General features: G+C 66.8%; 24 protein-coding genes. 14 read left to right on the plus strand and 10 right to left on the minus strand.

The genetic code is table 11. The features are described from left to right. The first annotated feature begins 25 nt into the window (after window positions 1-25). Both ACVWZ8_RS08620 and ACVWZ8_RS08625 read left to right on the plus strand, forming a co-directional pair. Window positions 26-805 carry an IclR family transcriptional regulator gene (locus tag ACVWZ8_RS08620; protein ID WP_456505922.1) on the plus strand — a complete coding sequence of 260 codons (780 nt, stop codon included), beginning with the start codon at window positions 26-28 and terminating at the stop codon, window positions 803-805. Between the two features lie 68 nt (window positions 806-873). Next, the gene (locus ACVWZ8_RS08625) at window positions 874-2,064 is read left to right on the plus strand and encodes a 4-hydroxybenzoate 3-monooxygenase (protein WP_456504379.1); all 1,191 of its coding nucleotides are present in this window, start codon (window positions 874-876) and stop codon (window positions 2,062-2,064) included. 42 nt (window positions 2,065-2,106) lie between these two features. On the opposite strand, the gene ACVWZ8_RS08630 is transcribed toward ACVWZ8_RS08625, so the two are convergent. From ACVWZ8_RS08630 to purB, 6 genes are all read right to left on the minus strand, one after another. Further along, a complete protein-coding gene (locus tag ACVWZ8_RS08630) occupies window positions 2,107-2,298 on the minus strand; it encodes a hypothetical protein (RefSeq protein WP_456504380.1) in 192 nt (63 codons plus the stop codon). A 78-nt stretch (window positions 2,299-2,376) separates the two neighbouring features. After that, window positions 2,377-2,655, minus strand: a complete 279-nt coding sequence (locus ACVWZ8_RS08635) for a type II toxin-antitoxin system RelE family toxin (RefSeq protein ID WP_456504381.1) — start codon at window positions 2,653-2,655, stop codon at window positions 2,377-2,379. Continuing rightward, on the minus strand, window positions 2,652-2,927 hold the full coding sequence (locus ACVWZ8_RS08640; RefSeq protein ID WP_456504382.1) for a type II toxin-antitoxin system Phd/YefM family antitoxin: 276 nt from the start codon (window positions 2,925-2,927) through the stop codon (window positions 2,652-2,654). The genes ACVWZ8_RS08635 and ACVWZ8_RS08640 overlap by 4 nt, the downstream gene beginning before the upstream one ends. A gap of 302 nt (window positions 2,928-3,229) precedes the next feature. Next, the gene (locus tag ACVWZ8_RS08645) at window positions 3,230-3,733 is read right to left on the minus strand and encodes a GNAT family N-acetyltransferase (RefSeq protein WP_426979686.1); all 504 of its coding nucleotides are present in this window, start codon (window positions 3,731-3,733) and stop codon (window positions 3,230-3,232) included. 94 nt (window positions 3,734-3,827) lie between these two features. After that, window positions 3,828-4,499, minus strand: coding sequence for a histidine phosphatase family protein (locus tag ACVWZ8_RS08650; protein ID WP_456504383.1), 672 nt, complete (start codon window positions 4,497-4,499; stop codon window positions 3,828-3,830). Further along, a complete protein-coding gene (gene purB / locus ACVWZ8_RS08655) occupies window positions 4,496-5,938 on the minus strand; it encodes an adenylosuccinate lyase (protein ID WP_426979684.1) in 1,443 nt (480 codons plus the stop codon). The genes ACVWZ8_RS08650 and purB overlap by 4 nt, the downstream gene beginning before the upstream one ends. A gap of 164 nt (window positions 5,939-6,102) precedes the next feature. Between purB and ACVWZ8_RS08660 the strand changes: the two genes are divergently transcribed. Both ACVWZ8_RS08660 and ACVWZ8_RS08665 read left to right on the plus strand, forming a co-directional pair. Further along, on the plus strand, window positions 6,103-6,423 hold the full coding sequence (locus tag ACVWZ8_RS08660) for a hypothetical protein (protein WP_456504384.1): 321 nt from the start codon (window positions 6,103-6,105) through the stop codon (window positions 6,421-6,423). After that, a complete protein-coding gene (locus ACVWZ8_RS08665; RefSeq protein WP_456504385.1) occupies window positions 6,423-7,916 on the plus strand; it encodes a hypothetical protein in 1,494 nt (497 codons plus the stop codon). The genes ACVWZ8_RS08660 and ACVWZ8_RS08665 overlap by 1 nt, the downstream gene beginning before the upstream one ends. A 12-nt stretch (window positions 7,917-7,928) precedes the next feature. Here ACVWZ8_RS08665 and ACVWZ8_RS08670 read toward each other — a convergent pair whose 3' ends face one another. After that, entirely contained in the window at window positions 7,929-8,357 is a 429-nt protein-coding gene (locus ACVWZ8_RS08670) for a phage holin family protein (protein WP_456504386.1), read from the minus strand. Window positions 8,358-8,417: 60 nt separating this feature from the next. Between ACVWZ8_RS08670 and ACVWZ8_RS08675 the strand changes: the two genes are divergently transcribed. From ACVWZ8_RS08675 to ACVWZ8_RS08695, 5 genes are all read left to right on the plus strand, one after another. Beyond that, window positions 8,418-9,536 (plus strand): histidinol-phosphate transaminase, encoded by a 1,119-nt coding sequence (locus tag ACVWZ8_RS08675; protein WP_456504387.1) that lies wholly within the window; start codon window positions 8,418-8,420, stop codon window positions 9,534-9,536. Window positions 9,537-9,683: 147 nt separating this feature from the next. Beyond that, window positions 9,684-10,949, plus strand: a complete 1,266-nt coding sequence (gene pdhA, locus ACVWZ8_RS08680; protein ID WP_426979679.1) for a pyruvate dehydrogenase (acetyl-transferring) E1 component subunit alpha — start codon at window positions 9,684-9,686, stop codon at window positions 10,947-10,949. Further along, entirely contained in the window at window positions 10,949-11,929 is a 981-nt protein-coding gene (locus tag ACVWZ8_RS08685) for an alpha-ketoacid dehydrogenase subunit beta (protein WP_426979678.1), read from the plus strand. The genes pdhA and ACVWZ8_RS08685 overlap by 1 nt, the downstream gene beginning before the upstream one ends. Window positions 11,930-11,979: 50 nt before the next feature. Then, window positions 11,980-13,485 (plus strand): dihydrolipoamide acetyltransferase family protein, encoded by a 1,506-nt coding sequence (locus ACVWZ8_RS08690; RefSeq protein ID WP_426979677.1) that lies wholly within the window; start codon window positions 11,980-11,982, stop codon window positions 13,483-13,485. A 142-nt stretch (window positions 13,486-13,627) separates the two neighbouring features. Next, on the plus strand, window positions 13,628-15,235 hold the full coding sequence (locus ACVWZ8_RS08695; RefSeq protein WP_456504388.1) for an AMP-binding protein: 1,608 nt from the start codon (window positions 13,628-13,630) through the stop codon (window positions 15,233-15,235). Between the two features lie 26 nt (window positions 15,236-15,261). Here the strand turns inward: ACVWZ8_RS08695 and ACVWZ8_RS08700 are convergent, their stop codons facing one another. The 3 genes from ACVWZ8_RS08700 to ACVWZ8_RS08710 all read right to left on the minus strand — a co-directional run bounded on the left by ACVWZ8_RS08700 (window position 15,262) and on the right by ACVWZ8_RS08710 (window position 17,734). Further along, window positions 15,262-15,693 carry a universal stress protein gene (locus tag ACVWZ8_RS08700; RefSeq protein WP_426979675.1) on the minus strand — a complete coding sequence of 144 codons (432 nt, stop codon included), beginning with the start codon at window positions 15,691-15,693 and terminating at the stop codon, window positions 15,262-15,264. Window positions 15,694-15,750: 57 nt separating this feature from the next. Next, window positions 15,751-17,043, minus strand: a complete 1,293-nt coding sequence (locus tag ACVWZ8_RS08705) for an aminotransferase-like domain-containing protein (RefSeq protein WP_426979674.1) — start codon at window positions 17,041-17,043, stop codon at window positions 15,751-15,753. A gap of 127 nt (window positions 17,044-17,170) precedes the next feature. Beyond that, entirely contained in the window at window positions 17,171-17,734 is a 564-nt protein-coding gene (locus ACVWZ8_RS08710; protein WP_426979673.1) for an NAD(P)H-dependent oxidoreductase, read from the minus strand. A 123-nt stretch (window positions 17,735-17,857) separates the two neighbouring features. Between ACVWZ8_RS08710 and ACVWZ8_RS08715 the strand changes: the two genes are divergently transcribed. The 5 genes from ACVWZ8_RS08715 (at window position 17,858) to ACVWZ8_RS08735 (ending at window position 24,873) form a co-directional block, all read left to right on the plus strand. Next, a complete protein-coding gene (locus tag ACVWZ8_RS08715) occupies window positions 17,858-18,502 on the plus strand; it encodes a TetR/AcrR family transcriptional regulator (RefSeq protein WP_426979672.1) in 645 nt (214 codons plus the stop codon). Window positions 18,503-18,865: 363 nt separating this feature from the next. After that, entirely contained in the window at window positions 18,866-19,852 is a 987-nt protein-coding gene (locus tag ACVWZ8_RS08720; RefSeq protein ID WP_354239109.1) for an ABC transporter permease, read from the plus strand. A 2-nt stretch (window positions 19,853-19,854) separates the two neighbouring features. After that, window positions 19,855-20,871: an ABC transporter permease gene (locus tag ACVWZ8_RS08725; protein ID WP_456504389.1), complete on the plus strand. Its 1,017-nt coding sequence runs from the start codon at window positions 19,855-19,857 to the stop codon at window positions 20,869-20,871. After that, window positions 20,868-23,105 (plus strand): dipeptide ABC transporter ATP-binding protein, encoded by a 2,238-nt coding sequence (locus tag ACVWZ8_RS08730; RefSeq protein WP_456504390.1) that lies wholly within the window; start codon window positions 20,868-20,870, stop codon window positions 23,103-23,105. The genes ACVWZ8_RS08725 and ACVWZ8_RS08730 overlap by 4 nt, the downstream gene beginning before the upstream one ends. A 52-nt stretch (window positions 23,106-23,157) precedes the next feature. After that, window positions 23,158-24,873, plus strand: a complete 1,716-nt coding sequence (locus ACVWZ8_RS08735) for an ABC transporter family substrate-binding protein (RefSeq protein WP_426979669.1) — start codon at window positions 23,158-23,160, stop codon at window positions 24,871-24,873. Window positions 24,874-24,984: the final 111 nt, after the last annotated feature.

A 24,984-nucleotide genomic window follows, 5' to 3' on the forward strand; every position in this document is an offset into this window, starting at 1 on the left:
TCCGGAAGCCCAGGAAGCAGGAATCGTGGCGAACTCGAGCACGGGCGACTCCGTCGTGGACCGCGTGGTGCGGGTCATTGCGGCGTTTCCCGAGGGCGTCACGGTGCTGCAGCTCTCGGAGCTCGCGGCCAAGGCCCAGCTGCCCGTGACCACCGCCCACCGGCTGGTCCGGCAGCTCGCCGGGCACGGGCTCCTGGAACTGGGCAGCGGCGGCTCGGTCCAGCTGGGACTGCGGCTGTGGGAACTCGTGAACCGGAATTCACCGACCCTGGCCCTCCGCCAGGCCGCCATGCCCTTCATGGAGGACATCCAGCAGGTGCTCAACCAGAACGTGAACCTGGCGGTGCTGGACGGCTGGGAAGCGCTCTTCGTCGAACGGCTGTCCCGCCGCGGGTCGGTACCGAACCGGGCGCAGATCGCCGGCCGGATGCCCGTCCACATCTCCTCGGCCGGCCTGGCGCTGATGGCCGGCCAGCCCCCGGCCGTCCAGGCGGACTATCTGCGGCAATTCCAGGACCCCGCCGGCAAGCTGGGCGCGGACGGGCTCCGGACCCTGCTCCAGGAGGCCGCGGGCCACGGCTTCGCCCAGCTGGCCGGTGTGGTGGATCCGGACACATGGGGAATTGCGGTGCCCGTGCGGGAGGCCAGGAACCGCACGGTGGCGGCGCTCGGCGTCGTCGTCCCGCTCCAGGAGATGCGCCTCCAGGCGCTGGTCCCGGCCCTGCAGACCGCCGCCCGGGGGATCGGGCGGCAGCTGAACGAGACGAATAGCATCGAGATATTCCATTCAGCGGAATCCATGTAACGTCCGTCACGCCACCGGACGCAGACTGTAGCCAGAGACTTCCCGAGCCGCAACGAAGCGAGGAACACATGGCCAACCGTCAAGTCATCACCACCCAGGTCGCCATCCTGGGCGCCGGCCCGGCAGGGCTCATGCTGTCCCACCTCCTGGCAGGGGCGGGGATCGACTCCACCGTCATCGAGGTCCGCAGCTACCAGGACATCTCGGAAACCGTACGCGCCGGCATCCTGGAACACGGCTCGGTGAACCTGCTCGTGGACAGCGGCGTCTCGGACCGCGTCCTGCGCGACGGGGACCGGCACGACGGAATCGAACTGCGCTTCAACGGGGAAAGCCACCGGATCGATTTTCAGGACCTCGTCGGCGAATCCGTCTGGCTCTACCCGCAGACCGACGTCTTCGCCGACCTCGCCGCACGGCGCAGGGCCGACGGCGGCGACGTCCGGTACAGCGTCACCGCCACCACGATCCATGACATCGAAGGCAAGCCACGGGTCTGGTTTACGGATGCGGACGGCGTCGAGTACGAACTCCAGGCCGACTTCATCGCCGGCGCGGACGGTTCGCGCAGCCACTGCCGCTTCCAGATTCCCGAGGCGCAGCGCAAGTGGTACTTCCACGAATACCCCTTCGCCTGGTTCGGCATCCTGGCCGAGGCGCCGCGCAGCTCCGATGAGCTGATCTACGCCAACTCGGGGAACGGCTTCGCCCTGATCAGCCAGCGCACCGAGACCGTGCAGCGGATGTACTTCCAGTGCGATCCCAACGAGGACGTCAACAACTGGGACGAGGACCGCATCTGGGACGCCTTCCGCAGCCGGGTGAACGGCAACGGGTTCGAACTCAAGGAAGGCCCGGTCATCGACAAGATGGTCCTGAAGTTCCGCAGCTTCGTGCACGCCCCGATGCGGCACGGAAAACTTTTCCTGGCCGGGGATGCGGCCCACACCGTCCCGCCGACCGGCGCGAAGGGCCTGAACCTGGCACTCCACGACGTCAAGGTGCTCTTCGAAGGGCTGGACAGCTTCTACCGGACCGGCAGCACCGCGCTCCTGGATGGCTACAGCGACCGCGCCCTGGACCGGGTCTGGAAGGCGCAGCAGTTCTCCTACTGGATGACGTCCATGCTGCACACCCCGGCCGGCGCAGACGACTTCGCCCGCGCCCGCCAGCTCGGCGAGCTCAACTCGGTGGTCTCGTCACGCCACGGCCGCGCCTACCTCGCCGAGGCCTACACCGGCTGGCCCGGCACCCGCTAGGCACCCCACGAGGCGCCCATAGGGCGTCCGCTAACCGGCCGGTCAGGGCACGCGGACGGGCTCGTCCCGCGCGGCTTCCACCGGGACCGGCGTCGTGCCTTCCTTGTCATCGGCGCCGGCCTTCGCCTTTTTGGAAGGCTTCCGGCCGGATCTGCCGTAGACCAGATACATCGTCACTCCGGTGATGACCATGAGCAGCACCGTGTAGACGAAGGTGTTGGACACGCCGTCCACGCCCTCAGTGTCCTCAGCCCTGTGATTCAGGTGGAATCGAACGCGCCATACGGGGCCGCAGCAGGAGCAGGCAAGCGGCTAGCGTGGCCTATAGGCGTCGGCGCGGTGGTCAATGCGGTGGATGTACATGATGTGGTCTTCGACATCGAGGGTGAACAGCACGCGGTAGTCGCCGCGGCGTGCCGTGCGCAGGCCCAGCAGTTCGTTGGTCAGCGGTTTGCTGAGCCTGTAGGGATCGTCAGCCAGGACACCGGTGATGAATTCGACGATCGCCGTGGCGGCTTTCTCCGGCAGCCGGCGGAATCCCTTGAGCGCGGGGCTGGTGACTTCAACCTTCCACGGTCCCTGTTCAGTCACCTCGGCGGCAATCCAAATTCACGGCGCAATTTGTCACCGCTGACCGTCTTGCCCTCGGCTATGTCATGCTTGGCCTGCTCCAGGTCTTCTCGGATGTTCGGCCGCGAAAGCCAGTGGATCGTTTCCTGAAGGGATTCAAGGTCATCCGCAGACATCAGCACGGCGGACGGGTGTCCGTGTCTGGTGATTTGAATGATTTCGTGGGTCTTGTCCGCCTCTTCCACGAGGGCGGAAAGCTTGTCTTTCGCTTCACTTAGCGGCACCGTTCTCATGCCCAAAGTTTAGCTAAATATCAGGCCACTTGGTAGCCTGATATTTAGCCGATAACGATGATTGCGTGAACCTGCCATCTGGCCGCGCGGAGTGCGGTGGTTCCCTGAAGTCGATACTTGTTGTGTCCTGTCTCATTCAAGGTGGCCCAATCTCACTACAGTTGGCCCATCCGGTCAACGCCGCGGGAACGGGCAGATCAGCCCGTCCGAAGGGTTGCGCCCTGCACCCGGGGACGAGGTCGTGGGGCTGCCCGACGGCCGACATTTCCTGGACCGTGGACCCGTTAGCTAGGAAACTCCTGCTAGGCCATGGCGGTGTGTGCGGCGCTGTGCGAGTCGATGGCCTTGGCGTAGCAGTACGAGTGCTCCACCCCGACGTAGGGCCCGAAGTTCGGCACCGGTTCAAAGCCCGAACTCTCGTAGAAATGCCGGCCGTCGGGCTGGGCCGAGCCCGCCTCTGCCGTGATGGAGGTGATGCCGAGCGCATGCGCGTGGGCTTCGAGCGCCGCCAGAATCGAACTGGCCACGCCTGAACCGCGCGTATACGGCAGCACGTAGAGCCGCTTGATCTCGGCAGTGTGGTCGCCCAGGATCCGCAGTCCGCCGCAGCCCACGGGCTGGCCGGAGGCCTTGTCGTGCGCCACGAGGAACACTGCGGTGTCGGCTTCCGACGGCGGCGGCCCGGGCTCGTGGTCGCTGGTGCCGAAGCGGGCGTCCAGTTCCGCCTGCTGGGCAGCGCGCAGATCGGCGCCCACGGGGTTGGCCCAGGTGACCTGCCTGATGTTCAGCCGCGGGTTGGTCTGCATGACTGCCTCGATTCTCCGAAGGGTTATGCAGATCAAGGCTAGGCAGCGCCGGTTTCGGCTGTGTTTCCTGCGCGTAAGGCTTCGGAGAACTCCGCTACACCGAGCGGCCGGTGGGGTCCTCCGCCGTCGGGTCCGCGAGGCTGAGTCCGCCCACCGGACTGTCGTCCCAGTGGATGAGCCGCCAGCCGCCGTCGCGGTCCCCTTCCAGGGCCACGATCCCGGTGTTGGCCAGCACGTGCCGGGCGGCGAAGTCCGGTTCCATGTTGGCGGCCCGCAGCCCGGCCCAGACGCGGATCGCGGCGCCGTGGCTGACCACGGCCACCGTCCCGGCGTTGCCCGCTCCTGCGGCCGTGGCGGCAATCCGCGCGATCGAGGCGTCGTATCGTTCAAAGAATTCGTGCCCGCTGGGGCCGGCCGGCATCCGGCGGTCCAGTTCGCCGGCAGCCCAGCCGAACACCGTCCGGAGGTAGCGCATATGCGATTCCCGGTCAGTCAGCTTTTCCAGCGCCCCGGCTTCAATCTCCCGCAGCCCCGGGAGCACCTCGACCCCGAGCCCCCGCGCCGTGGCCAGCGGCGCCGCGGTGATCTGGGTGCGGATCAGGGTGGACGCAAAGATCAGATCGATCTGCTCATTCGCCAGCGACCGTGCCAGGGCGGCGGCCTGCCGCTCACCGAGTTCGGTCAGCCCAGGCCCGGGATGGGCGGTGTCCAGCTGGCCCAGGACATTGCCGGGCGTCTGGCCGTGGCGGATGAGCAGAAGCCTCATTTAAGGTGGTCCACCAGCTTGTCCGCGATGCCGGTGTACCTACCAGGAGTGAGCGCCAGCAGCCGGGCTTCGGCGGCGGGGGAGAGGCCGAGGCTCTGGACGAACTCCTGCATCCGGGCGGCGTCGACGCGCTGGCCGCGGGTGAGATCCTTGAGCCGCTCGTAGGGGTTCTCCATGCCGTCGACGCCGGCGATGGCCTCGGCGCGCATGACCATCTGGATCGCCTCGCCCAAGACCTCCCAGTTGGTGTCCAGGTCCGCGGCCAGCACGTCTTCGGCGACGTCCAGGCGGTCGAGGCCTTTGGCCACGTTGGAGATGGCCAGGAGCGAGTGGCCGAAGGCCACACCGATGTTGCGCTGCGAGGAAGAGTCGGTGAGGTCGCGCTGCCAGCGGGAGGTGACCAGCGTGGAGCCCAGGACATCCAGGAGCCCGGAGGAGATCTCCAGGTTGGCCTCGGCGTTCTCGAAGCGGATCGGGTTGACCTTGTGCGGCATGGTGGAGGAGCCGGTGGCACCTGCGACCGGGATCTGCACGAAGTAGCCGATGGAAATGTAGCTCCAGACGTCTGTGCAGACGTTGTGCAGGATCCGGTTGAACCGCGCGACGTCGGCATACAGCTCCGCCTGCCAGTCGTGGCTTTCGATCTGCGTGGTCAGCGGGTTCCAGCTCAGGCCAAGGCCTTCAACGAAGCTCTTGGCGACGTGCTGCCAGTCGGCGCCGGGGACCGATGCCACGTGGGCGGCGTAGGTGCCGGTGGCGCCGTTGATTTTGCCGAGGTATTCGGTCCGGGCGATGCGGTCCAGCTGACGGGTCAGCCGGTGCGCGATGACGGCCAGTTCCTTGCCGAGCGTGGTGGGGGTGGCCGGCTGGCCGTGCGTGCGGGAGAGCATCGGCACGGCCCGGTTGGCCTCGGCCATGGCGCTGATCTGGGCGACCAGCTGACGGGCGGCCGGCAGCCACACGTCCTCCACGGCGCCCTTGATGCCGAGGGCGTAAGAGAGGTTGTTGATGTCCTCGGAGGTGCAGCCGAAGTGCACCATGGCGGTCAGGTGCTCGATCCCGATGCCGTTCAGGCGGCGGCCGATGTAGTACTCGACGGCCTTGACGTCGTGCACAGTGACGGCCTCAATATCGGCCAGTTCACTGACGGAGTCGGCGTCGAATTCGGTGACGATGGCGCGCAGCTTCTCCTGCTGCTCCGCGGTCAGCGGTCCGGCGCCGGGCAGCACGTTGTTGCCGGTCAGGTGGATGAGCCATTCAACCTCGACGGCGACCCGGTCGCGGTTGAGGGCGGCCTCGGAGAGGTAGTCGACCAGCGGCGCGACGGCGGACTGGTACCGGCCGTCCAGCGGGCCAAGCGCGATCTGTTGTGAGGACGCGGCGAGGGCCAGGCGTCCGGACGGCGTGCGGGTATCGGCTGTGGCGGCAGTTTCAGGCATGTCCCGATTCTTTCACGAAGTGGCACTGTGCCTTAAGTGCGCCGTTCCGTATGACTCAGGTGTTGTCCGTCCCGGGCTCCCGGAGCGGGCTTGGCCACCTGTGTTGTGCACATAGCCGGGAGGGGAGCTTCAGCACGGCTTCCGGCCGCTCTAGCGTCAGTGTCATGACCACGGGGATGACCGGCACAGTGAGCGGCAATCTGACGGCAGCTGATGCCCTGGCGTGCGCCTCGCGCAGCTACGAAGTCCAGCAGCTTGCGGCCCGGTTGGCTGCCTGTGCAGACCAAGCGGATGCTGTGCTCTCCCAGCTGGTGCGGCTGGAGCTGCAGGGCTGGCAGTCGCCGGCCGGACGCGCCTACCGGACTGCACTGTCCCTGCAGGCTGCATCCCTGCGCCGCAGCCGTAATGTCCTGCAGGACGCCGTCGCCGTTCTGCTCCGGCACGCCCAGAACGTGGTGCTGTCCTCCGGCCGGCGGGGGTCCTGATGGCCGAGGCGACGCCGGCAGATTCCGGGGGAGCGCCCCGGCCCTCTGCTCCCGCCGCCGACGGGTTCCTCCGGATCCGCGGCGGGGTCGGTGGGCTCAGCTTCCAGTTCGAGGAGCTGCTCGCCGGAGCCGGGGCGCTCGACGCGCTGGTGGGCCAGCTCGGGTCCCTTGAGGCGGAGACCGATGCGGTGCGGCGGGCCCTGTTCCCCTATCAGGACGATTCCTACACCAGCGGCAGCAACGCCATCATCACGGCCGGGGAGGGAGCCCGTGCCCTGGGGCGGGTCCGGGATGGCCTCGAGAGACTCTGCCGGGATGTCAGGGCGAGCCACCGGGAGTATGAATTCACCGAAGCACGGAACAGCCTGCTCCTGCGGATCGGCCGGTTCGGCCCGGGCTACGGGCCGTTGTGGGGCCTGTTCGGCCTGCCGGCGATGACCGTTCGTGACGTCGTGGAGGATGAGGCATCCCTGGCGTCCGGGAGGCTGGCGATCCTGCTGGGAGTGCCGGCCGGCCTTGCCCGTGGCATGGGGACGCCCGGCGGTTCTCCGGGTGTCCGTGATACCGTCCATGCACTGGGGTCGGCGCCGGGGCTGGGCTTCCTCCGGCCCCGTCCGGTCCGGATCGCCGGGGCGGAAACGAGGATTGAGGACGTCGATGCTTCGCCGGCAGGGCTGCTGTTCCGTGCCGGGACCGTGGGCGGCAGGAGCGGCGACATTGAAGTCCTGCGGTTCGATGCGGGCAGCCGGCCGGCCTGGGTGGTCATCCTCCCGGGGACGCAGCTGGACGGACTGCCCGCCGGCACGAACCCCTTCGATACCCTGGGCATCGCGGAGGGGCTGGGGTATGGATCGGCGGAGACGACGCCGGCCATCCGGCAGGCCCTGCGGGAGGCGGGCGCGGAGGCAGGGGAGCCGCTTGCTGCCGTGGGCTACAGCCAGGGCGGTATCCATGCCATGAACCTCAGCCAGGACAAGGCATTCCTGGCCGAATATGATCTGAAATTTGTCTTGACGGCGGGTTCACCGGTGGGCGGCATCAGCCCGGGGCCAGGGATCAGCAGCCTGCATCTGGAACACGAACAGGATTGGGTGCCGGGGGCCGACGGGCTGGCAAACCCTGACACCAGGGACCGGGTGACCGTGACACTGACCAACGCGCTGGACATCCCGCCGCTGGCGGATTTCGGCCTTGGCCCCGGGCACCGCCTCGGCAACTATACGGCCGGAGCGGAATCCATCGCCGCGAGCAAGGACCCCTCCCTGCAGTCCTCCACCGCAGCGCTCGCGGCCGTGGTGGGGGGTGGCGGTGCAGCCACGGTCACCCGGTTCGCGCTCCGGCGCGACCCGATGCCCGCGCAACAGGGCGACCGCAGGGTGGAGGCTGGGCGCGGCGGGCCGGACAGGAAGCCGGACGGAAAACCCGACAGGACACCGGATGGGAAGACGGGACGGAGACCGGCGGGGCACCGCGTGCGGAAAGCTGAGATCTGAGCGTAGCGGCCCTCAGCGCCTCCCGGCGCCCGCCAGCCGACCGGCCACGAGGGAGATCACCGTGATGATGATGGCCGCGAACACCGCGGTCCAGAAGAAGGTGTCGATGGTGAAGTGCACCGAGGTGTAGCCGCTCAGCCAGGACGTCAGGTAGAGCATCGCGGCGTTGATGACAATCGTGAAAAGGCCCAGGGTGAGGATGGTGATCGGGAGGGACAGCAGGCTGACGACGGGTTTGACGAGGGCATTGACCACGCCGAAGATCAAACCGATGAACAGGTACGCCAGGACGATCCCGATGGTGTCCGTGCCCTCCGTGACGCCGCTGTTCCCCACCGCAGCGGTGGTGGCCGTGGTGGAGGTGTCCAGGCCGGGGAGGATCCAGCTCGCGATTCCGAGGGCCAGCCCGTTGATGATGACCCGAACGATGAATGAGCGCATGGACCCATGCTGTCATATCCGGCACCGGCGGCAGCAGGGACGCGAAGTAGGCTAGTTGGCATGACTTCATCAGAGAACACGGCCGGGGGAATCCGGCCCCGCCCGGTGGTAGACCTCCTTCCCCGCTACGCGGCCGGCAAACCGCCCGTCCCCGTCGAGGGCGTGGTCAGCTACAAGCTTTCCTCCAACGAAAACCCGCTGCCCCCGATCCCTGCAGTGCGGCAGGCCATTGCGGCGCAGACCGACTTCAACCGCTATCCCGATCCGCTGAGCAGCAGGCTGCGCGGCGCGCTCGCGGAGTTCCTGGACGTTCCCGCCGAGGACATCGTCACCGGCGCCGGAAGCCTCGGAGCGTTGAACCAGCTGCTGGCCACCTTCGCCGGCCAGAATGACGACGGCAAGCCGGACGAGGTCATCTACGCCTGGCGCTCGTTCGAGGCGTACCCGATCTGCGTCGGCGTGGCCGGCGCCGAGAGTGTCCGGATCCCGCTGACCGCCGACGGCCGCCACGATCTGGACGCCATGGCGGCAGCGGTGACGGCCCGCACCAGGATGATCCTGCTGTGTACCCCCAACAACCCGACCGGGCCCATACTCACCACGGCGGAAACCGAGCGCTTCCTCAAGACGGTTCCCTCCGACGTCGTGGTCGTCATCGACGAGGCCTACCAGGAGTTCGTCCGTGCAGAAGGCGCCGTTGACGGCATCGAGATGTACCGCAAGTACCCGAACGTGGTGGTGCTCCGGACCTTTTCCAAGGCCCACGGACTGGCCGGCCTGCGCGTGGGCTACAGCGTGTCCAACCCGGACCTCACCCAGCACCTGCGCGTCACTGCCACCCCGTTCGCGGTGTCCCAGATCGCCGAAATCGCCGCTGTCACCTCGCTGCAGCATTTCGAGGAGGTTGTAGAAAGGGTACAAAGCCTGGTGGACGAACGGGACCGCGTCACGGCCGGGCTCCGCGAGCTTGGATGGTTTGTCCCGGAGGCGCAGGGCAACTTTGTCTGGCTCAGCCTGGGTTCCAACAGTGCGGAATTCGCCGCCCTTGCGGGGGAGCGTGCACTTTCGGTACGCGCCTTCGGGGACGAGGGGGTTCGGGTCAGCATCGGTGAGACCGAGGCCAACACCCGCTTCCTGGAACTCTGTGCGATCTATACAAAACCGCCACGGCGTTCCTAGCGCTTAACATGACGGCCGCGGGCGAGGGCCTGCGGATAAAGTAAGGACGAGTAAGCCAAAATATATGCCGGATCTGGAATGTATTACCGGTTCGGCATATATCCCAGCGATTGCGGCGCATCCGGATGCGGCAGGCAAGGAGACGGTATGGGCGACACACATCTGCCCTCTACCGAGTTCGACGGAACCGACATGGACGACCAGCGCGAGGCGGCGGCCGAAGCCCAACTCGGCGACCCGGCCGGGCCGATGGTGCAGCTGCTGGCCCCCGACGGGACGCTGGGCACCGACCCGGTCTTCTCGGAATACGCGGAGCGGCTGGATCCGGAAAAGCTGCGCGGCTTCTATGCCGACATGGCTACGATCCGACGCTTCGACGTCGAGGCCACGGCTCTTCAACGGCAGGGGCAGCTTGCGCTGTGGGTCCCGCTGACCGGCCAGGAAGCGGCGCAGATCGGTTCCGGCCGGGCCAGCCAGCCGCAGGACTACATATTCCCCACCTACCGTGAGCACGGTGTGGCGCTGACGCGCAACGTCGATCTGGCGGAGCTCCTGCGCCAGTTCCGCGGCGTGTCCAACGGCGGCTGGAACCCCAAGGACACCAATTTCCACCTCTACACGCTGGTCCTGGCGGCGCAGACCCCGCACGCCGTCGGCTACGCGATGGGCATCCAGCGGGACCAGAAACTCGCGGCTGCCGCTGCGGCCGCTGCCGCTACCCCGAATGACGCCGCGGGCCAGGCTCCGGAGCCCAAGGCCGCGGTCGTGGTCTACTTCGGTGACGGCGCCAGTTCCGAAGGCGACGTCCACGAATCCATGGTGTTTGCCTCCTCCTACAATGCGCCCGTCGTGTTCTTCTGCCAGAACAACCATTGGGCCATCTCCGTGCCCAGCTCGGTGCAGACCCGCATCCCGCTGGCCAACCGCGCCAAGGGCTATGGCTTCCCGGGTATCCGGGTGGACGGCAACGATGTGATCGCCGTGCACGCGGTGACGGAGTGGGCGCTGGAGCATGCCCGCGAGGGCAACGGCCCGGTGCTGATCGAGGCCTTCACCTACCGCGTCGGCGCCCACACCACGGCGGATGACCCCACCAAGTACCGGGAATCCGCCGAGGAGGCCCTGTGGCGGGCCAAGGATCCGCTGGAACGCCTGGAAAAGTACCTCTGCGCCGAAGGCCTGGCGGACGACGCCTTCTTTGAGCAGGTCAGGGCCGACGGCGATGAACTCGCCGCCTACGTCCGCAAGACCACCCACGACCTGGAAACCCCGGACATCCGGACCGCGTTCGCCAACGCCTATGTGGAGGCGCACCCGCTGGTGGCCGAGGAGCTGGCCTGGTTCGAGGAGTACAGCGCGGGGTTCGCCGACCAGGCGGAACCCGCCCAGGCAGAGACAGAGGCGGCCCACTGATGACCACCATGACCATAGCCAAGGCCATCAACGAGGGCCTCCGCGCGACCCTGGGGAATAACCCCCGGGCCCTGCTCATGGGCGAGGACATCGGAGCCCTGGGCGGCGTCTACCGGGTCACCGACGGTCTCATCGCCGAGTTTGGCGCGGACCGCGTGGTGGACACCCCGCTCGCGGAGTCCGGCATCATCGGCACCGCAATCGGCCTGGCCCTGCGCGGCTACCTGCCCGTCTGCGAGATCCAGTTCGACGGCTTCGTCTTCCCCGGGTTCAACCAGATCACCACGCAGCTGGCCAAGATGCACTCGCGCAGCAACGGCAACCTGACCGTGCCGGTGGTCATCCGGATCCCCTACGGCGGCGGCATCGGCTCGATCGAGCACCACTCGGAGTCGCCGGAGGCGCTGTTCGCCCACACGGCCGGCCTGCGCATCATCACCCCGTCCAACCCGCACGATGCCTACTGGATGATCCAGCAGGCCGTCGACTGCCAGGACCCCGTGATCGTCTTCGAGCCCAAGCGCCGCTACTGGCTCAAGGGCGAGGTGGACACCGAATCCCCCGGAGCGTCCGCGGACCCCTTCAAGGCGCACGTGCTGCGCGAGGGAACGGATGCCACCGTGGTGGTCTACGGTCCGCTGGTGCCGGTGGCCCTCGCCGCGGCCAACGCCGCCGCCGAGGACGGCCGCAGCGTCGAGGTGATCGACCTGCGCTCCATCTCGCCGATCGACTTCGACACCGTCACGGCCTCCGTCAAGAAGACCGGCCGGCTGATCGTGGCCCACGAGGCCCCCACCTTCGGCGGCATCGGCGGCGAAATCGCGGCCCGGGTCAGCGAGCGGGCCTTCCACTCGCTCGAGGCGCCGGTCATCCGCGTGGGCGGGTTCCACATGCCCTACCCCGTGGCCAAGGTGGAGGAAGACTACCTGCCGGACATCGACCGCATCCTTGAGGCACTCGACCGTGCCCTTTCCTACTGATTCCTTCTGACGCCTTTTGTACTGAGACGCCTTCCCAAACCAAGGACAACATGACTCTCCACAAGTTCAACCTCCCCGACGTGGGCGAAGGGCTGACCGAGGCCGAAATCGTCTCCTGGAAGGTCAAGGCCGGCGACACCGTGGCCGTCAATGACGTCATCTGCGAGATCGAGACCGCCAAGTCGCTGGTCGAGCTGCCTTCGCCGTTCGCCGGCACGGTCACCGAACTGCTGGTCCCGGAGGGTGTCACGGTCGACGTCGGGACCCCCATCATCAGCGTGTCCGACGCCGCGGCCGCGGACGCCGCGCCCGCCGCCGCAGCCCCGGCTGCTGCCGCTCCGGCGGCCCCCGCGGCTCCTGCCGGTAAGGCGCCGGCAGTTGACGCTCCCATGTACGGGAAACTTGAGGAGGATGCCTCCGACGACGGCGGGTCAGCCGGGCGCCCGGCCGGCGGTCCGCTGGTAGGTTCCGGCCCCAAGGCCGACGCCGTAAAGCGCCGCCGTCGGGTTGCCGGCCCGGCGATCAAGCCGGCGGTTTCGACAAGCTCAGTCACCCCCGTCCCGGTGGTCGAGCCTGGGACCGTCCCGGAACGCCCCGTCCCCACTGAAGGCATCGACCAGCGCCCCACGCTCGGCGGCGCCATCACAGGTCTCTTGGGCAGGGTGCTGGCCAAGCCGCCCGTGCGCAAGATTGCGCGCGACCTCGGCATCGACCTGTCCGACGTCGTCCCCACCGGCGCCGGCGGCGAAGTGACCCGCGAGGACCTGGTCAGCTACCAGGCCCAGCGCGACGCCGAAGTGGACAAGGCGGACACCTTCTGGGGCAAGTCCGGCGCTCCGCAGGAACAACGGATCGAACGGATCCCGGTCAAGGGCGTCCGCAAGGCCACCGCCAAGGCCATGGTCGAGTCGGCCTTCGCCGCCCCGCACGTCAGCATCTTCGTGGACGTCGACGCGAGCCGCACCATGGAATTCGTGAAGCGGCTCAAGGCCTCCCGGGACTTCGAAGGCATCAAGGTGTCGCCGCTGCTGATCCTGGCCAAGGCCGTCATCTGGGCCGCGGCCCGGAACCCCAGCGTGAACGCCACCTGGGTGGACAACCCGGACGGCAGCGATTCCGCGGAGATCCATGTCAAGCACTTCATGAACCTCGGCATCGCCGCTGCCACGCCCCGCGGCCTGATGGTGCCGAACATCAAGAACGCCCAGGACCTCTCGCTCAAGGAGCTGGCCCTGGCCCTGAATGAGCTGGCCACCACCGCACGCGCCGGCAAGACCCAGCCCGCCCAGATGCAGGGCGGAACCCTCACCGTCACCAACATCGGCGCGCTGGGGATCGACACCGGCACGCCGATCATCAACCCCGGCGAGGTGGCCATCGTGGCCTTCGGCACCATCAAGCAGAAGCCCTGGGTGCTCGACGGCGAAGTCATTCCGCGCTGGATCACCACCCTGGGCGGGTCCTTCGACCACCGCGTGGTGGACGGGGACCTCTCGGCCCGCTTCATGGCCGACGTCGCCGCGATCCTCGAAGAGCCCGCGCTGCTGCTGGACTGACGTTGGCAGGACTCGGGCGGACGGAGCGCGGCCGGCCGTGACGCGGGTCAAATCGGCACTTTCCTGTCCCAGCCCGCCGGACGGCATTAGAGTGGCACCAGCCGCCGCCGGCCCGGCGGACGCGGATCAAAGGAGATGCTGCGTGTTTTCGAGCCCGTTCCCCGACGTGGATGTTCCCGACGTCAGCCTGTACGACTACCTCTTCAGCGGCCTGCGGGAGGAGGACCTGGACCGGATCGCCGTCGTGGACGGCACGAGCGGCGCGGAAACCACGTACCGCACGCTGCTCGGGCAGATCGATGCCCTGGCCGGGGCCGTCGCGGGCCAGGGGCTCGGCGTCCATGGCGTGGCGGCAATCCTGTGCCCCAATGTCCCGGCTTTCGCCGTCGTGTTCCATGGCCTCTTGCGGGCCGGCGCCACGGTGACCACGGTCAACTCGCTCTACACGGCGGATGAGATCGCCCTGCAGCTCGCCGATGCCGGGGCGGAGTGGCTGTTCACCGTCTCGGCATTGCTGCCCGGCGCCCTTGAGGCAGCCGCCCGGGCCGGGATCCCGGCCGAGCGGCTCGTGGTGCTCGACGGCGCCGAGGGCCACCCCTCGCTGCGGGACCTGCTCAGCGCGGGCGCGCCGGCCCCCGAGGTCAGCTTTGATCCCGCCACGCACGTGGCCGTGCTGCCCTATTCCTCCGGAACCACCGGCCGGCCCAAAGGCGTGATGCTCAGCCACCGGAACCTCGTAGCGAACGCGGAGCAGTCGCGCGGCCTGCTGAAGGTCGCCCCCGAAGACCGACTGCTGGCACTGCTGCCCTTCTTCCACATCTACGGACTGACCGTGCTGCTGAACCTGGCGCTCCGGCAGCGCGCCTGCCTGGTCACGATGCCCAAGTTCGAGCTGTCCGAGTTCCTGCGGGTGATCCAGGACCACAAGTGCAGCTACCTCTTCATCGCCCCGCCGGTCGCCGTCGCGCTGTCCAAGCATCCGCTCGTCGCCGACTACGACCTCAGTTCGGTGCACACCGCCCTGTCCGGTGCCGCTCCGCTCGACGGCGAACTCGGCGGCAGCCTTGCCGCGCGTCTGGGCTGCCGGGTGCTGCAGGGCTACGGCATGACCGAGATGAGCCCCGTCTCGCACCTGATCCCGGTGGATGCCACGGGCGTGCCGGTCAGTTCGGTGGGCTACACCGTGCCCAACATGGACTGCCGCCTCGTGGACCCGGCCACGGGGGAGGAGATCGAGGTCCCCGCCGAAGGAACCAGCGCCCCGGGACACCTGCTGTGCCGCGGCCCGAACGTGATGCTCGGCTACCTCAACCGGCCCGGGGAAACGGCGGACACACTCGACGCCGACGGCTTCCTGCACACCGGGGACGTCGCAACGGTGCGGGCGGACGGCGTCGTGACGATCGTGGACCGGCTCAAGGAGCTCATCAAGTACAAGGGTTACCAGATCGCCCCCGCGGAGCTTGAGGCGCTGCTGCTCACGAACCCCGGCATCGCCGATGCCGCCGTGATCGGGACTCTCGACGCCGACGGCCAGGAAGTGCCGATGGCCTTTGTGGTGCGCCAGCCCGGAGACGACGGTGACCGGCTTGACGAGGCCGCCGTGATGGACTTCGTGGCAGCCCACGTGGCGCCGTTCAAGAAGGTCCGTCGGGTGGAATTCATCGACGCCGTGCCGAAGTCCGCCTCAGGCAAGATCCTGCGCCGGATGTTGAAGACGGCCGCCCCGGCGGGCACCGGGACGGCCTGACGCGTTCTTGTTCCGGCCCCTCCGGCTCAGTCGCCGGAGTCGGTCTTGGCGATGTAGACGTCGCAGGGGGCGTTGTGTGCCACGCTGTTCGCAACGCTCCCGAGCACCCTGCCGATTCCGCGCATGCGCTTGTTGCCGACCACGATCATCCGGGCCCCGGCACGCTCGGCCTCCTTGATCAGGGCTTCGGCGGGCTTTCCCCGGGCCGCGGCGTAGGTGACGTTGACCGCAGGCGTGCGGAGGCTGTCCGCGACGCTCCTCGCGACCTTTTCCGCCTCACCGGCATCGGAGACAATCCACTTGTCGCTGCCGCTGCCGAAGACCTCGGTCCTGTCGCTGTCGAAGGCGCTGACCACGTGGAGGGTAGCGCCGAGAGTGGCGGCCAGATCCTTGGCGGTCTGCGCCGCCTTCAGGGCTGTTTCGCTGCCATCGACGCCGACAACAATAATTCCGGTCATGAAAATGCTCCTTGAGGTCAACGATCGTCTTCGGCCATGCTTCCGTGATGCTTCAGGCTACAACGCTGCGACGGCTTCCCGCAGGACCGGCGCCAGCCGGCGGACACCCTCGCGGATGGAGTCCGGCGGAACGGCGCTGAACGCCAGACGGATCTTGTTGGACGGTTCATCCGAATGCGTGAATGCCGCACCGGGAATGAATACCACGCCGGCGTCGATCGCCTTCGTCAGGAGGGGATAGCTGTCCACACCCTCGGGCAGGGTCACCCAGACAAAGAATCCTCCCTCGGGACGGGTCCAGCTCAGGCCCTCGGGCATATATTCCTCGAGGGCCGCGAGCATCGCATCGCAGCGTTCCTTGTAAAGTCCGCGGTACGTTTCAATCTGGCCGCGCCAGTCGTAGTCCCGCAGGTAGGCGGAGACAAGCATCTGGTTCAGCGTCGGCGGGCAGAGAGTCACGGCCTCCGAGGCGAGGTAGTAGCGGCGCTGGAGATGGGCCGGCACCAGGGCCCAGCCGATCCGAAGCCCCGGGGCGAAGATCTTGGAGAAGGAGCCCATGTAGATGACATCGTCCGGGTTGGCGGCGCGGAGAGGAGTCAACGGCTTGCCGTCGAAGCGAAGCAGGCCGTAGGGGTTGTCCTCCAGGACCAAGATATTCGCACTGCGGCATATATCGACGACCTGCTGCCGCCGCTCCTGGGACAAGGTGATGCCGGAGGGGTTGTTGAAGCTCGGGATCGTGTAGAGGAACTTGATGTTTTTACCGGCGGTCTGCAGCGCGGCGATCTTGGCCGCCAGCAGGTCCGGGATGATGCCGTCCTCATCCATCGGGACCGTGGCCACCTCCACCTGGTAGGCCTCGAAGGTGTTCAGCGCGCCCACGTAGGTGGGGTCCTCGACGAGGACCACATCGCCCGGGTTGCAGAACACTTTGGTGGCGACGTCCTGGGCGGACTGCGACCCGGCGGTGATCACGACGTTTTCGGGCTTGGCGTCGAGGATTCCTTCGGCGGCCATGACCTCGCAGACCTGGGTCCGGAGTTCTTCCGTCCCCTGGCCGCCGCCGTACTGCAGGGCGGTCATTCCCTGTTCGGCGATGATCTTCGCCGCGGTCTGTCCAAGCCGCTCCAGCGGGAGTGATTGCAGGTACGGGCTCCCGCCGGCGAGCGAGACGAGTCCGGGCCGCATCGAGATGTCGAAGACATCACGGACGGCCGACTGCTTGATGTTTGCTGCGCGCTCCGAGAAAAGCTCCTCGTGGCGGTGGGCGGACGTAGCCGCACGTTCGATTGCGTCAATTGCCTCGGCCGGAAGTACTTCTGCGGCGGCATCAAGTGTTTCGTGGGTCACATTTTCCAGAATACAACCCTTGTTGCCACACAGGAAACGTTTGTTCACAAAAATAGCGGCCGGACGCAAGACGCCCCCGGCAACCTGAGGCTGCCGGGGGCGACTAAAGCTGAAGCGGGGCCGCGGACTAGGCTGCGGAAACGGTGCGGGAGACTTCCAGCGCTGCGAAGACGCCCTTGATCTGCTCGACAACCTCGGCGTCGTCCTTCGGGTGGACCTCGGCGAAGCGCACCATCGAACCCGGCACTGCGAGCTTGACGTCCGCCAGGACCTGGGCGCCGGCGATGCCGACAGCCTTGCGGGCCTCATCCTGCGCCCACACGCCGCCGAACTGGCCGAAAGCGGTGCCGACGACGGCGGTCGGCTTGCCGCTGAGGGCGCCGGCACCGAAGGGGCGGGACAGCCAGTCAATGGCGTTCTTGAGCGAGGCGGGCACGGTGCCGTTGTGCTCCGGGGTGACCAGGAGCAGGGTGTCGGCATCGTTGGCTGCGGCGCGCAGGGCGGCTGCCGCGGCGGGCACCTGGCCCTCGACGTCAAGGTCCTCGTTGTAGAACGGGATGTTGCCGAGGCTGTCGTGGATGAGGACCTCAACCTGCTCCGGCGCGTTCAGCTGGATGGCCTCGGCGAGCTTCTGGTTGGTGGAGCCGGCGCGGAGGCTGCCGACCAGGGTAAGGACAGTGTTCTTGGACATGTTAACTCCTGAGTATCGCGCCGCGGTGTTCCTGCGGCTGGCTGATCATGCGAGGCTTTGGGCCTTCACTGATGCTAAACGGACTGCGGTCCGGTTAATATTCCCGGGGCTACAATGAGCGGTGTGAGCTTAATCCCACTGCGGCCCGACGCCCGGCCCGGAGCCCGCCCCGGCACCGGGCCCGGCGCGGTTCCGGTCGGCGAATCCGAACGCAGCGACGCCGCGCGGAACCGCGAACTGTTGCTCCGTGCCGCCCGGGAGTTCATCGAGGAATGCGGAGTCGACGGCCTCACGATGGGCACGCTCGCGCAGCGTGCCGGCGTCGGCAAGGGCACCGTGTTCCGGCGCTTCGGCAGCCGCGCCGGGCTCATGATGACACTGCTCAGCGATGCTGAAGCCGGTTTCCAGGGCCGGTTCATTTTCGGCCCGCCGCCGCTGGGCCCCGGCGCCCCACCGCTGGAACGGCTCGTCGCGTTCGGCGTCGAACGCATTGCCTGGGTGCTGGAATTCGGCGAACTGGCACGGGCCGCGGATGTCTCCGCCTACAACCGCTTTGACGTGCCGGCCGCCGTGCTCTGGCACCGGCATCTCGAAATGTTGCTGCGCGAAGCTGGGGTGACTGCCGACCCCTGGCTCATGGCCACTTCCTTGAGTGCAACCCTGGAGCCGGAGCGCCTCCTGCACGCCGTGAGGGTGCATGGGATAGCACCTGAGCGCCTCGCCGAGTCCTGGCGCGAGCTTGTTTCGCGCGTAGTCGGCAAGGCGTAAACTAGCCCGGATTTCCCGGCACTGCCAGTCAATCCAGTGCCGGGAGTTATTCATAACGATCTGGTGGTAGACCTGCGGTTCTGCCGTCAAAGCGAGTCTGGTGGCTGTGTCCATGTGGTAGTTTCCTCTGGAATGTGACCCGCAACATAGTCCACCAGGACTATTGTCGAAAGGCGTGCGGGCGGCCAGACACCCGCTGGCCAAGATCCCTGATCGGCAGCGGAAACCCCCTGCTGAAGGGGGACTACGGAAGGACCAACGTCGTGAATCTTGTGAGGAATCCGGCGCGCAGGCAGGCCGTTGCAGGCCGCCCCGCAGCCTCCGGCCCTGCGCGGACAACGGCGATTCAGAACTAGAGGCGCCATGCTCCGATATCTCGCAAAACGCGCCGTCACGTACGTTTTCATGATCTTCCTGACCACCACGGCCGGTTACTTCCTGGCGGTCAGCACGCTGCAGCCGGCGCTGCTGGAACAGGAACGCATCCCGCGGCCCACTCCCGAGCAGGTGACCAATTCCTTCCGGCTCAAGGGCCTCGATCCGACGCTCAGCCCCTGGGAGCGCTACGTGGACTGGCTGACCGGGATCGTCACCCGCTGGGACTGGGGGCGCAGCCCCAACGGCGCCTTTATCAATGCCGAGTTCGGTGACCGGGTCTGGATCTCAACCCGGCTCTTCCTGGCCTCGATCATCCTGACCCTGATCATCGGCGTCGCCCTGGGGGTCTATACCGCGGCACGGCAGTACAAGTTCTCGGACCGCGTCATTACCTCGTACAGCTACCTTGTGTACATCGTGCCCGCGCCGATCGCCTACTTCCTGGTCCAGCTGGGCGCCATCAACGTCAACGAGACAGTGGGCGAACGGATATTTTTCGTCACCGGCATCTCCACCCCCGGGCTGGACGGGAACGGGTGGGTCCAGTTCCTGGACATGCTCGCCCACTACGCGGTGCCTACCTTCGCCATCACGATCGTCGGCTGGGGCACCTACCAGATAGCCCAGCGCCAGTACCTGCTGGACAACGTCAATGCGGACTTTGTCCGCACGGCCCGGGCCAAGGGCCTGACCCGCAACCAGGCCATCACCCGGCACGCCCTGCGTGTTTCCTTCATCCCCGTGGCCCAGAGCATCGCGTTCACCATCCCGGCCATCTTCGCCGGCGGCTTCTTCGCGGAAAAGATCTTTGCCTGGCACGGCGTCGGAGCCTGGTCCATCGACTCGATCGCCCTGCAGGACGTCAACGCCGCCACGGCGACCCTCGCGTATGGCTCCGTGATCTTCGCGATCGGCGCTATCCTGGCTGACTTTGCCACCACGCTTGTCGACCCGAGAGTGCGGGTGCAGTAACCATGACCAACCTGAACGCCATCGACCCGGTTGCCATCGCCGACGAGGCAAAAATCGAGAACAACGACGTTGTGATCGGCAAGACCACCATCATCCTGCGGCGCTTCCTGCGCAACAGGACCGCCGTAGCGGGCCTGGTCATCTTCCTGGCAGTGACGCTCTTCTCCTTTGTCGGCGGCTTCTTCTCCGGCTGGGACAAGGAGACCCTCGACCCCTTCAACATCGGCATGCCGCCGTCCGGGGAGCACCTGCTGGGCACTTCCCAGGCCGGGATCGACCTCTATGCCCTGACCGTGGAGGGCACCAGGGTCTCGATCCTGATCGGTCTCATCGTCGGCCTCGTCTCGGTGCTGATCGCCGCCGTCTATGGCTGCACCATGGCCTACTTCGGCGGCAAGGTGGACAAGGTCATGCTGTTCGTCCTCGAAGCCCTGATCATGATGCCGGCGCTGCTCGTCGTGGCCGTGGCCACAAGCGGCGGCGGAAACGGCCTGCGGGAAACGCTTCCCAGCTGGCTGCTGCTGATCGTCGTGCTGCTGGTCTTCAGCTGGATGGGCACCGCCCGCCTCATCCGCTCCCTCTCGATGTCCCTCATGCAGCGTGACTTCGTCAAGGCCGCCCAGTACATGGGCATCCCGCCGCGCCGCATCGTCTGGCGGCACCTCGTCCCCAACATCGGTTCTCTGCTGGTCCTGGACATCACCCGCGGCGTGACCGGCGCCATCCTGGCGGAAGTCGCGTTCTCCTTCATCGGCATCGGCATCAAGGTCCCGGACGTCAGCCTGGGCGTACTGATCGGCCAGGCCACGTCCCAGGTGTCCACGTTCCCGTGGATGTTCTGGGTTCCGCTGGCCGTCATGTTCCTGCTGACCGGTTCCCTGGCCATGATGAACGACGGCCTGCGCGACGCCTTCGATCCCAGCTCCAGCTCCGTTGGCCGCGCCAAGAGGAGCAGCGCCCGTACGGGCAAGACACAGGCGAACGGCGCACAGAAGACCGCAAAGAAGAAAAACCAATGAGCCGCGAAATCACCGCCAACACCGAATTGACCGCCATGAACCCCGCCGAACGGCTGCACGTGGCCGGACTGCATGCCCCTACGGATGCGGTGCTTTCCGTCCGCGACCTGAATGTCCGCTTCAACACGGAGAACGGTGTGGTGCACGCCGTCCGCGGCGTTGACTTTGACCTGCTGCCCGGCAAGACGCTCGGGATCGTGGGCGAATCCGGCTCCGGCAAGTCGGTCACCTCGATGGCCATCATGGGCCTGCTGCCCCCTACGGCGGAGATCACCGGCTCGGTCCGGCTCAAGGGCAAGGAACTGCTGGGACTCAGCGACAAGGCCATGTGCCAGTTCCGCGGCAAGGACATTGCCATGGTCTTCCAGGACCCGCTGTCCTCCCTGACCCCGGTCTACACGGTCGGGAACCAGATCATCGAGGCGCTCACGGTCCACAACCCCACCATGAGCAAGCAGGCCAAGGAGGCCCGCGCCGTCGAACTGCTCGCCATGGTGGGCATCCCCAGCCCGAGGGACCGGCTCAGGGCCTTCCCGCACGAGTTCTCCGGCGGCATGCGCCAGCGCGTCATGATCGCCATCGCGATCGCCAACAACCCGCGCGTCCTCATCGCCGATGAACCGACGACGGCGCTCGACGTCACCATCCAGGCCCAGGTCCTCGAGGTGCTGCACACCGCACAGGAGGAAACCGGCGCCGCCGTCGTGATGATCACGCACGACCTCGGCGTGGTCGCCGGCATGGCGGACGACATCATGGTGATGTACGCGGGCAAGCCGGTGGAGACCGGCACCGTGGACGACATCTACTACAACCCGCGGATGCCATACACCATGGGCTTGCTGGGCGCGGTGCCCCGCGTGGACACAGCGGAAAAGACCTCGCTGGTGCCGATCGAGGGCATTCCGCCGAACCTGATCCACACTCCCACCGGGTGCTCCTTTGCGCCGCGGTGCCCCCTCGCCAGCGACGCCTGCCTGCAGGGCGAGCCGGAACTTTGGCCGGTCGGCGGAAGCGGCGGAATTGGCGCGATGGAGCACAAGGCCGCCTGCATCAAGACCGATTCCCTCGGCGCGGAGGCGGACGTCCATGAGATCTTCCAGGCCCCGGCCGTTCCGGTCTCGCGCTTCGACGCCATCCCCCGCGAAGAGCGCAAGGCGGTCCTGGAGCTCAAAGACGTCAAGAAGCACTTCCCGCTGATGAAGGGCGCCCTCATCAAGCGGCGGATCGGCACGGTCAAGGCCGTGGACGGGCTGAGCTTCGACATCCGCGAGGGCGAGTGCTTCTCGATCGTGGGCGAGTCCGGCTGCGGCAAGACCACCACACTGCTGGAAATCATGGAATTCCACAAGGACCAGGACGGCGAGGTGATCATCGGCGGGCTCAGCAACAAGGCCGCCTCCGACGCCAGGACCAGGAGCGCCATGCGCAAGGAACTCCAGATGGTGTTCCAGGACCCCACCGGCGCCCTCGACCCGCGCTTCACCGTCTACGAAGTCCTGGCCGAGCCCCTGGAGAACGCCGGGATGACCAGGCAGGCCACCCGGAAGCGGATCCTGGAGCTGATGGAACTCGTGGGACTCCAGCCGGACCACGTCAACCGCTTCCCCAACCAGTTCTCCGGCGGCCAGCGCCAGCGCATCGGCATTGCCCGCGCCCTGGCCGTGAACCCCAGGCTGGTGGTGCTGGACGAACCGGTGTCCGCCCTGGACGTGTCGGTGCAGGCCGGCGTCATCAACCTCCTGGACCAGCTCCGTGCGGAACTCGGGCTGAGCTACCTCATGGTGGCCCACGACCTCTCCGTGGTGCGCCACATCTCCAACCGCGTGGCCGTGATGTACCTGGGCAAGATCGTGGAGATCGGGGATGTGGACAGCGTCTTCGACAACCCGCGCCACCCGTACACGCGGGCACTGCTCTCCGCGATCCCGGTCCCGGACCCGCAGCTGGAGCGCACCCGCGAACGCATCATCCTGCAAGGTGACCTGCCCTCGCCGCTGGATGCGCCCAAGGGCTGCAACTTCGCCTCCCGCTGCCCGGTATTTGCCGCGCTGCCTCCCGCGAAGCAGGAGAAGTGCCTGACCATCGAGCCGCACCTGGAAACGGCAGCGGCGCCCGGGGCCTCCACCGGCCGCAGGGCCGCGCCGCCAGCCCCCACAGACCAGCAATTCGCCTGCTTCTACCCGGACGGCGAACTGGACGCGGACATGCTTGTTGTCCACGAAACCACCTGAGCTACCGAACCACCTACGCATCACAACTCGCACCAAAAATGAAGGGAACACCATGAAGAAACTGACCAAGATCGGCGGAGTTACCGCCGTCGTGGCAGCTCTCGCACTGACCGCTTGCGGCGGCGGGGGCGGCGGCGGCGCCACGGGCCCGGAGTCCGGCAAGGGTCAGGACGCCGGAAGCGATCTGGCCAAGCTCATCAGCATCAACGCGAAGGATGCCAAGGAACTGCAACAGGGCGGCACCGTCACCCTGCCGCTGGGCAACATCGGGCCGGACTTCAACGGGTTCTCCAACAACGGCAACAGCGCGGACAACACCGCGCTGCACCGCCCGATCGACGAGGCCGGAACCTGGGGCTGCTGGAACTTCGACTTCGACGGCACCGCCACGCCGAACAAGGATTTCTGCGAAGACGTCAAGAGCGAGGTCAAGGACGGCAAGCAGACCATCACCATCAAGGTGAATGAGAAGGCCACCTACAACGACGGAACGCCGATCGATGTCAAGACCTTCGAGAACACCTGGAACATGCTCAAGGGCGAGAACAAGGACATCGACATCGTCACCTCCGGTGCGTACGAGTTCGTTGATTCCGTCAAGGCCGGTGCCAGCAACAAGGAAGTCATTGTCACCACCACCCAACCGGTCTACCCGCTGGATTCCCTCTTCACCGGCCTGGTCCACCCGGCCGTGAACACCCCGGAGATCTTCAACAACGGCTTCACCGGAGACCTGCACCCGGAGTGGATGGCAGGCCCGTTCAAGGTGGATCAGTACGACAGCGCCGCCAAGACCGTCACCCTCGCCCAGAACGACAAGTGGTGGGGCAACAAGCCGGTCCTGGACAAGGTCATCTTCCGCCAGCTCGAGACCAGCGCCGCCATCGCCGCTTTCAAGAACGGTGAAATCGACGGCGTCTCCGCCAACACCATCACTCCGTACAAGCAGCTCGACGGCACCAAGGACTCCGAGGTCCGCCGCGGCCAGCGACTGTTCGCCGGTGGCCTGAACCTCAACGCCCAGAAGGCTCCGCTGACCGACGTCGCGATCCGCAAGGCGATCTTCACCGCCGTCGACCGCGCAGCCCTGCGCAAGGTCCGGTTCAACGGCCTGAACTGGGAAGAAACCAGCTCCGGATCGATGATGCTGCTGCCCTTCTCCAAGTACTACCAGGACAACTACCCCGTCACGGAGACCGGCCCCGAGGCCGCCAAGAAGGTCCTGACCGACGCCGGCTACAAGGCCAACGCGGCAGGAATCATGGAGAAGGACGGCGTTCCCGCCACCTTCAAGATCAGCAACTTCGGTGACGACCCGACCACCCTGGCCTTCGCGCAGACCCTGCAGAACCAGCTCAAGGCCGGCGGCATGGATGTCGGCATCGACCAGCGCGCTTCCGCCGACTTCGGTAAGGTCCTGGGCAGCCGCGACTTCTTCCTGAGCGTCTCCGGCTACACCGTGGGCCCGGACGCCACTGACTCCGTCAAGCAGTTCTACGATTCCAAGACCAACGAGAACGAACTGGGCGACGCGGAGCTGGATGCCGACATCAAGAAGCTCTCCACCATTTCCGACAACGCCGAGCGGAACAAGGCGGCCATGGAAGTTGAAAAGAAGCACATGGCGAAGTACTTCTCCATGGGTGTTGTGATGAACGGTCCGCAGATCTCCTTCGTGCGCACCGGCCTGGCCAACTACGGCCCGTCCCTGTTCAAGAGCCTGTCCCAGGTTCCGGACTGGACCACCCTCGGCTGGGAAAAGAAGTAGTCCCCAGCAATAGAACCAGTCAGGTCAGCCAAGGCCGGCGTCCCTGAATCTTCGGGGGTGCCGGCCTTAGCCGTCCTACCCGCGGATTCACGGAGCGTCCGGGGGTAGCGT

Source organism: Arthrobacter sp. UYCu723 (assembly GCF_054059215.1).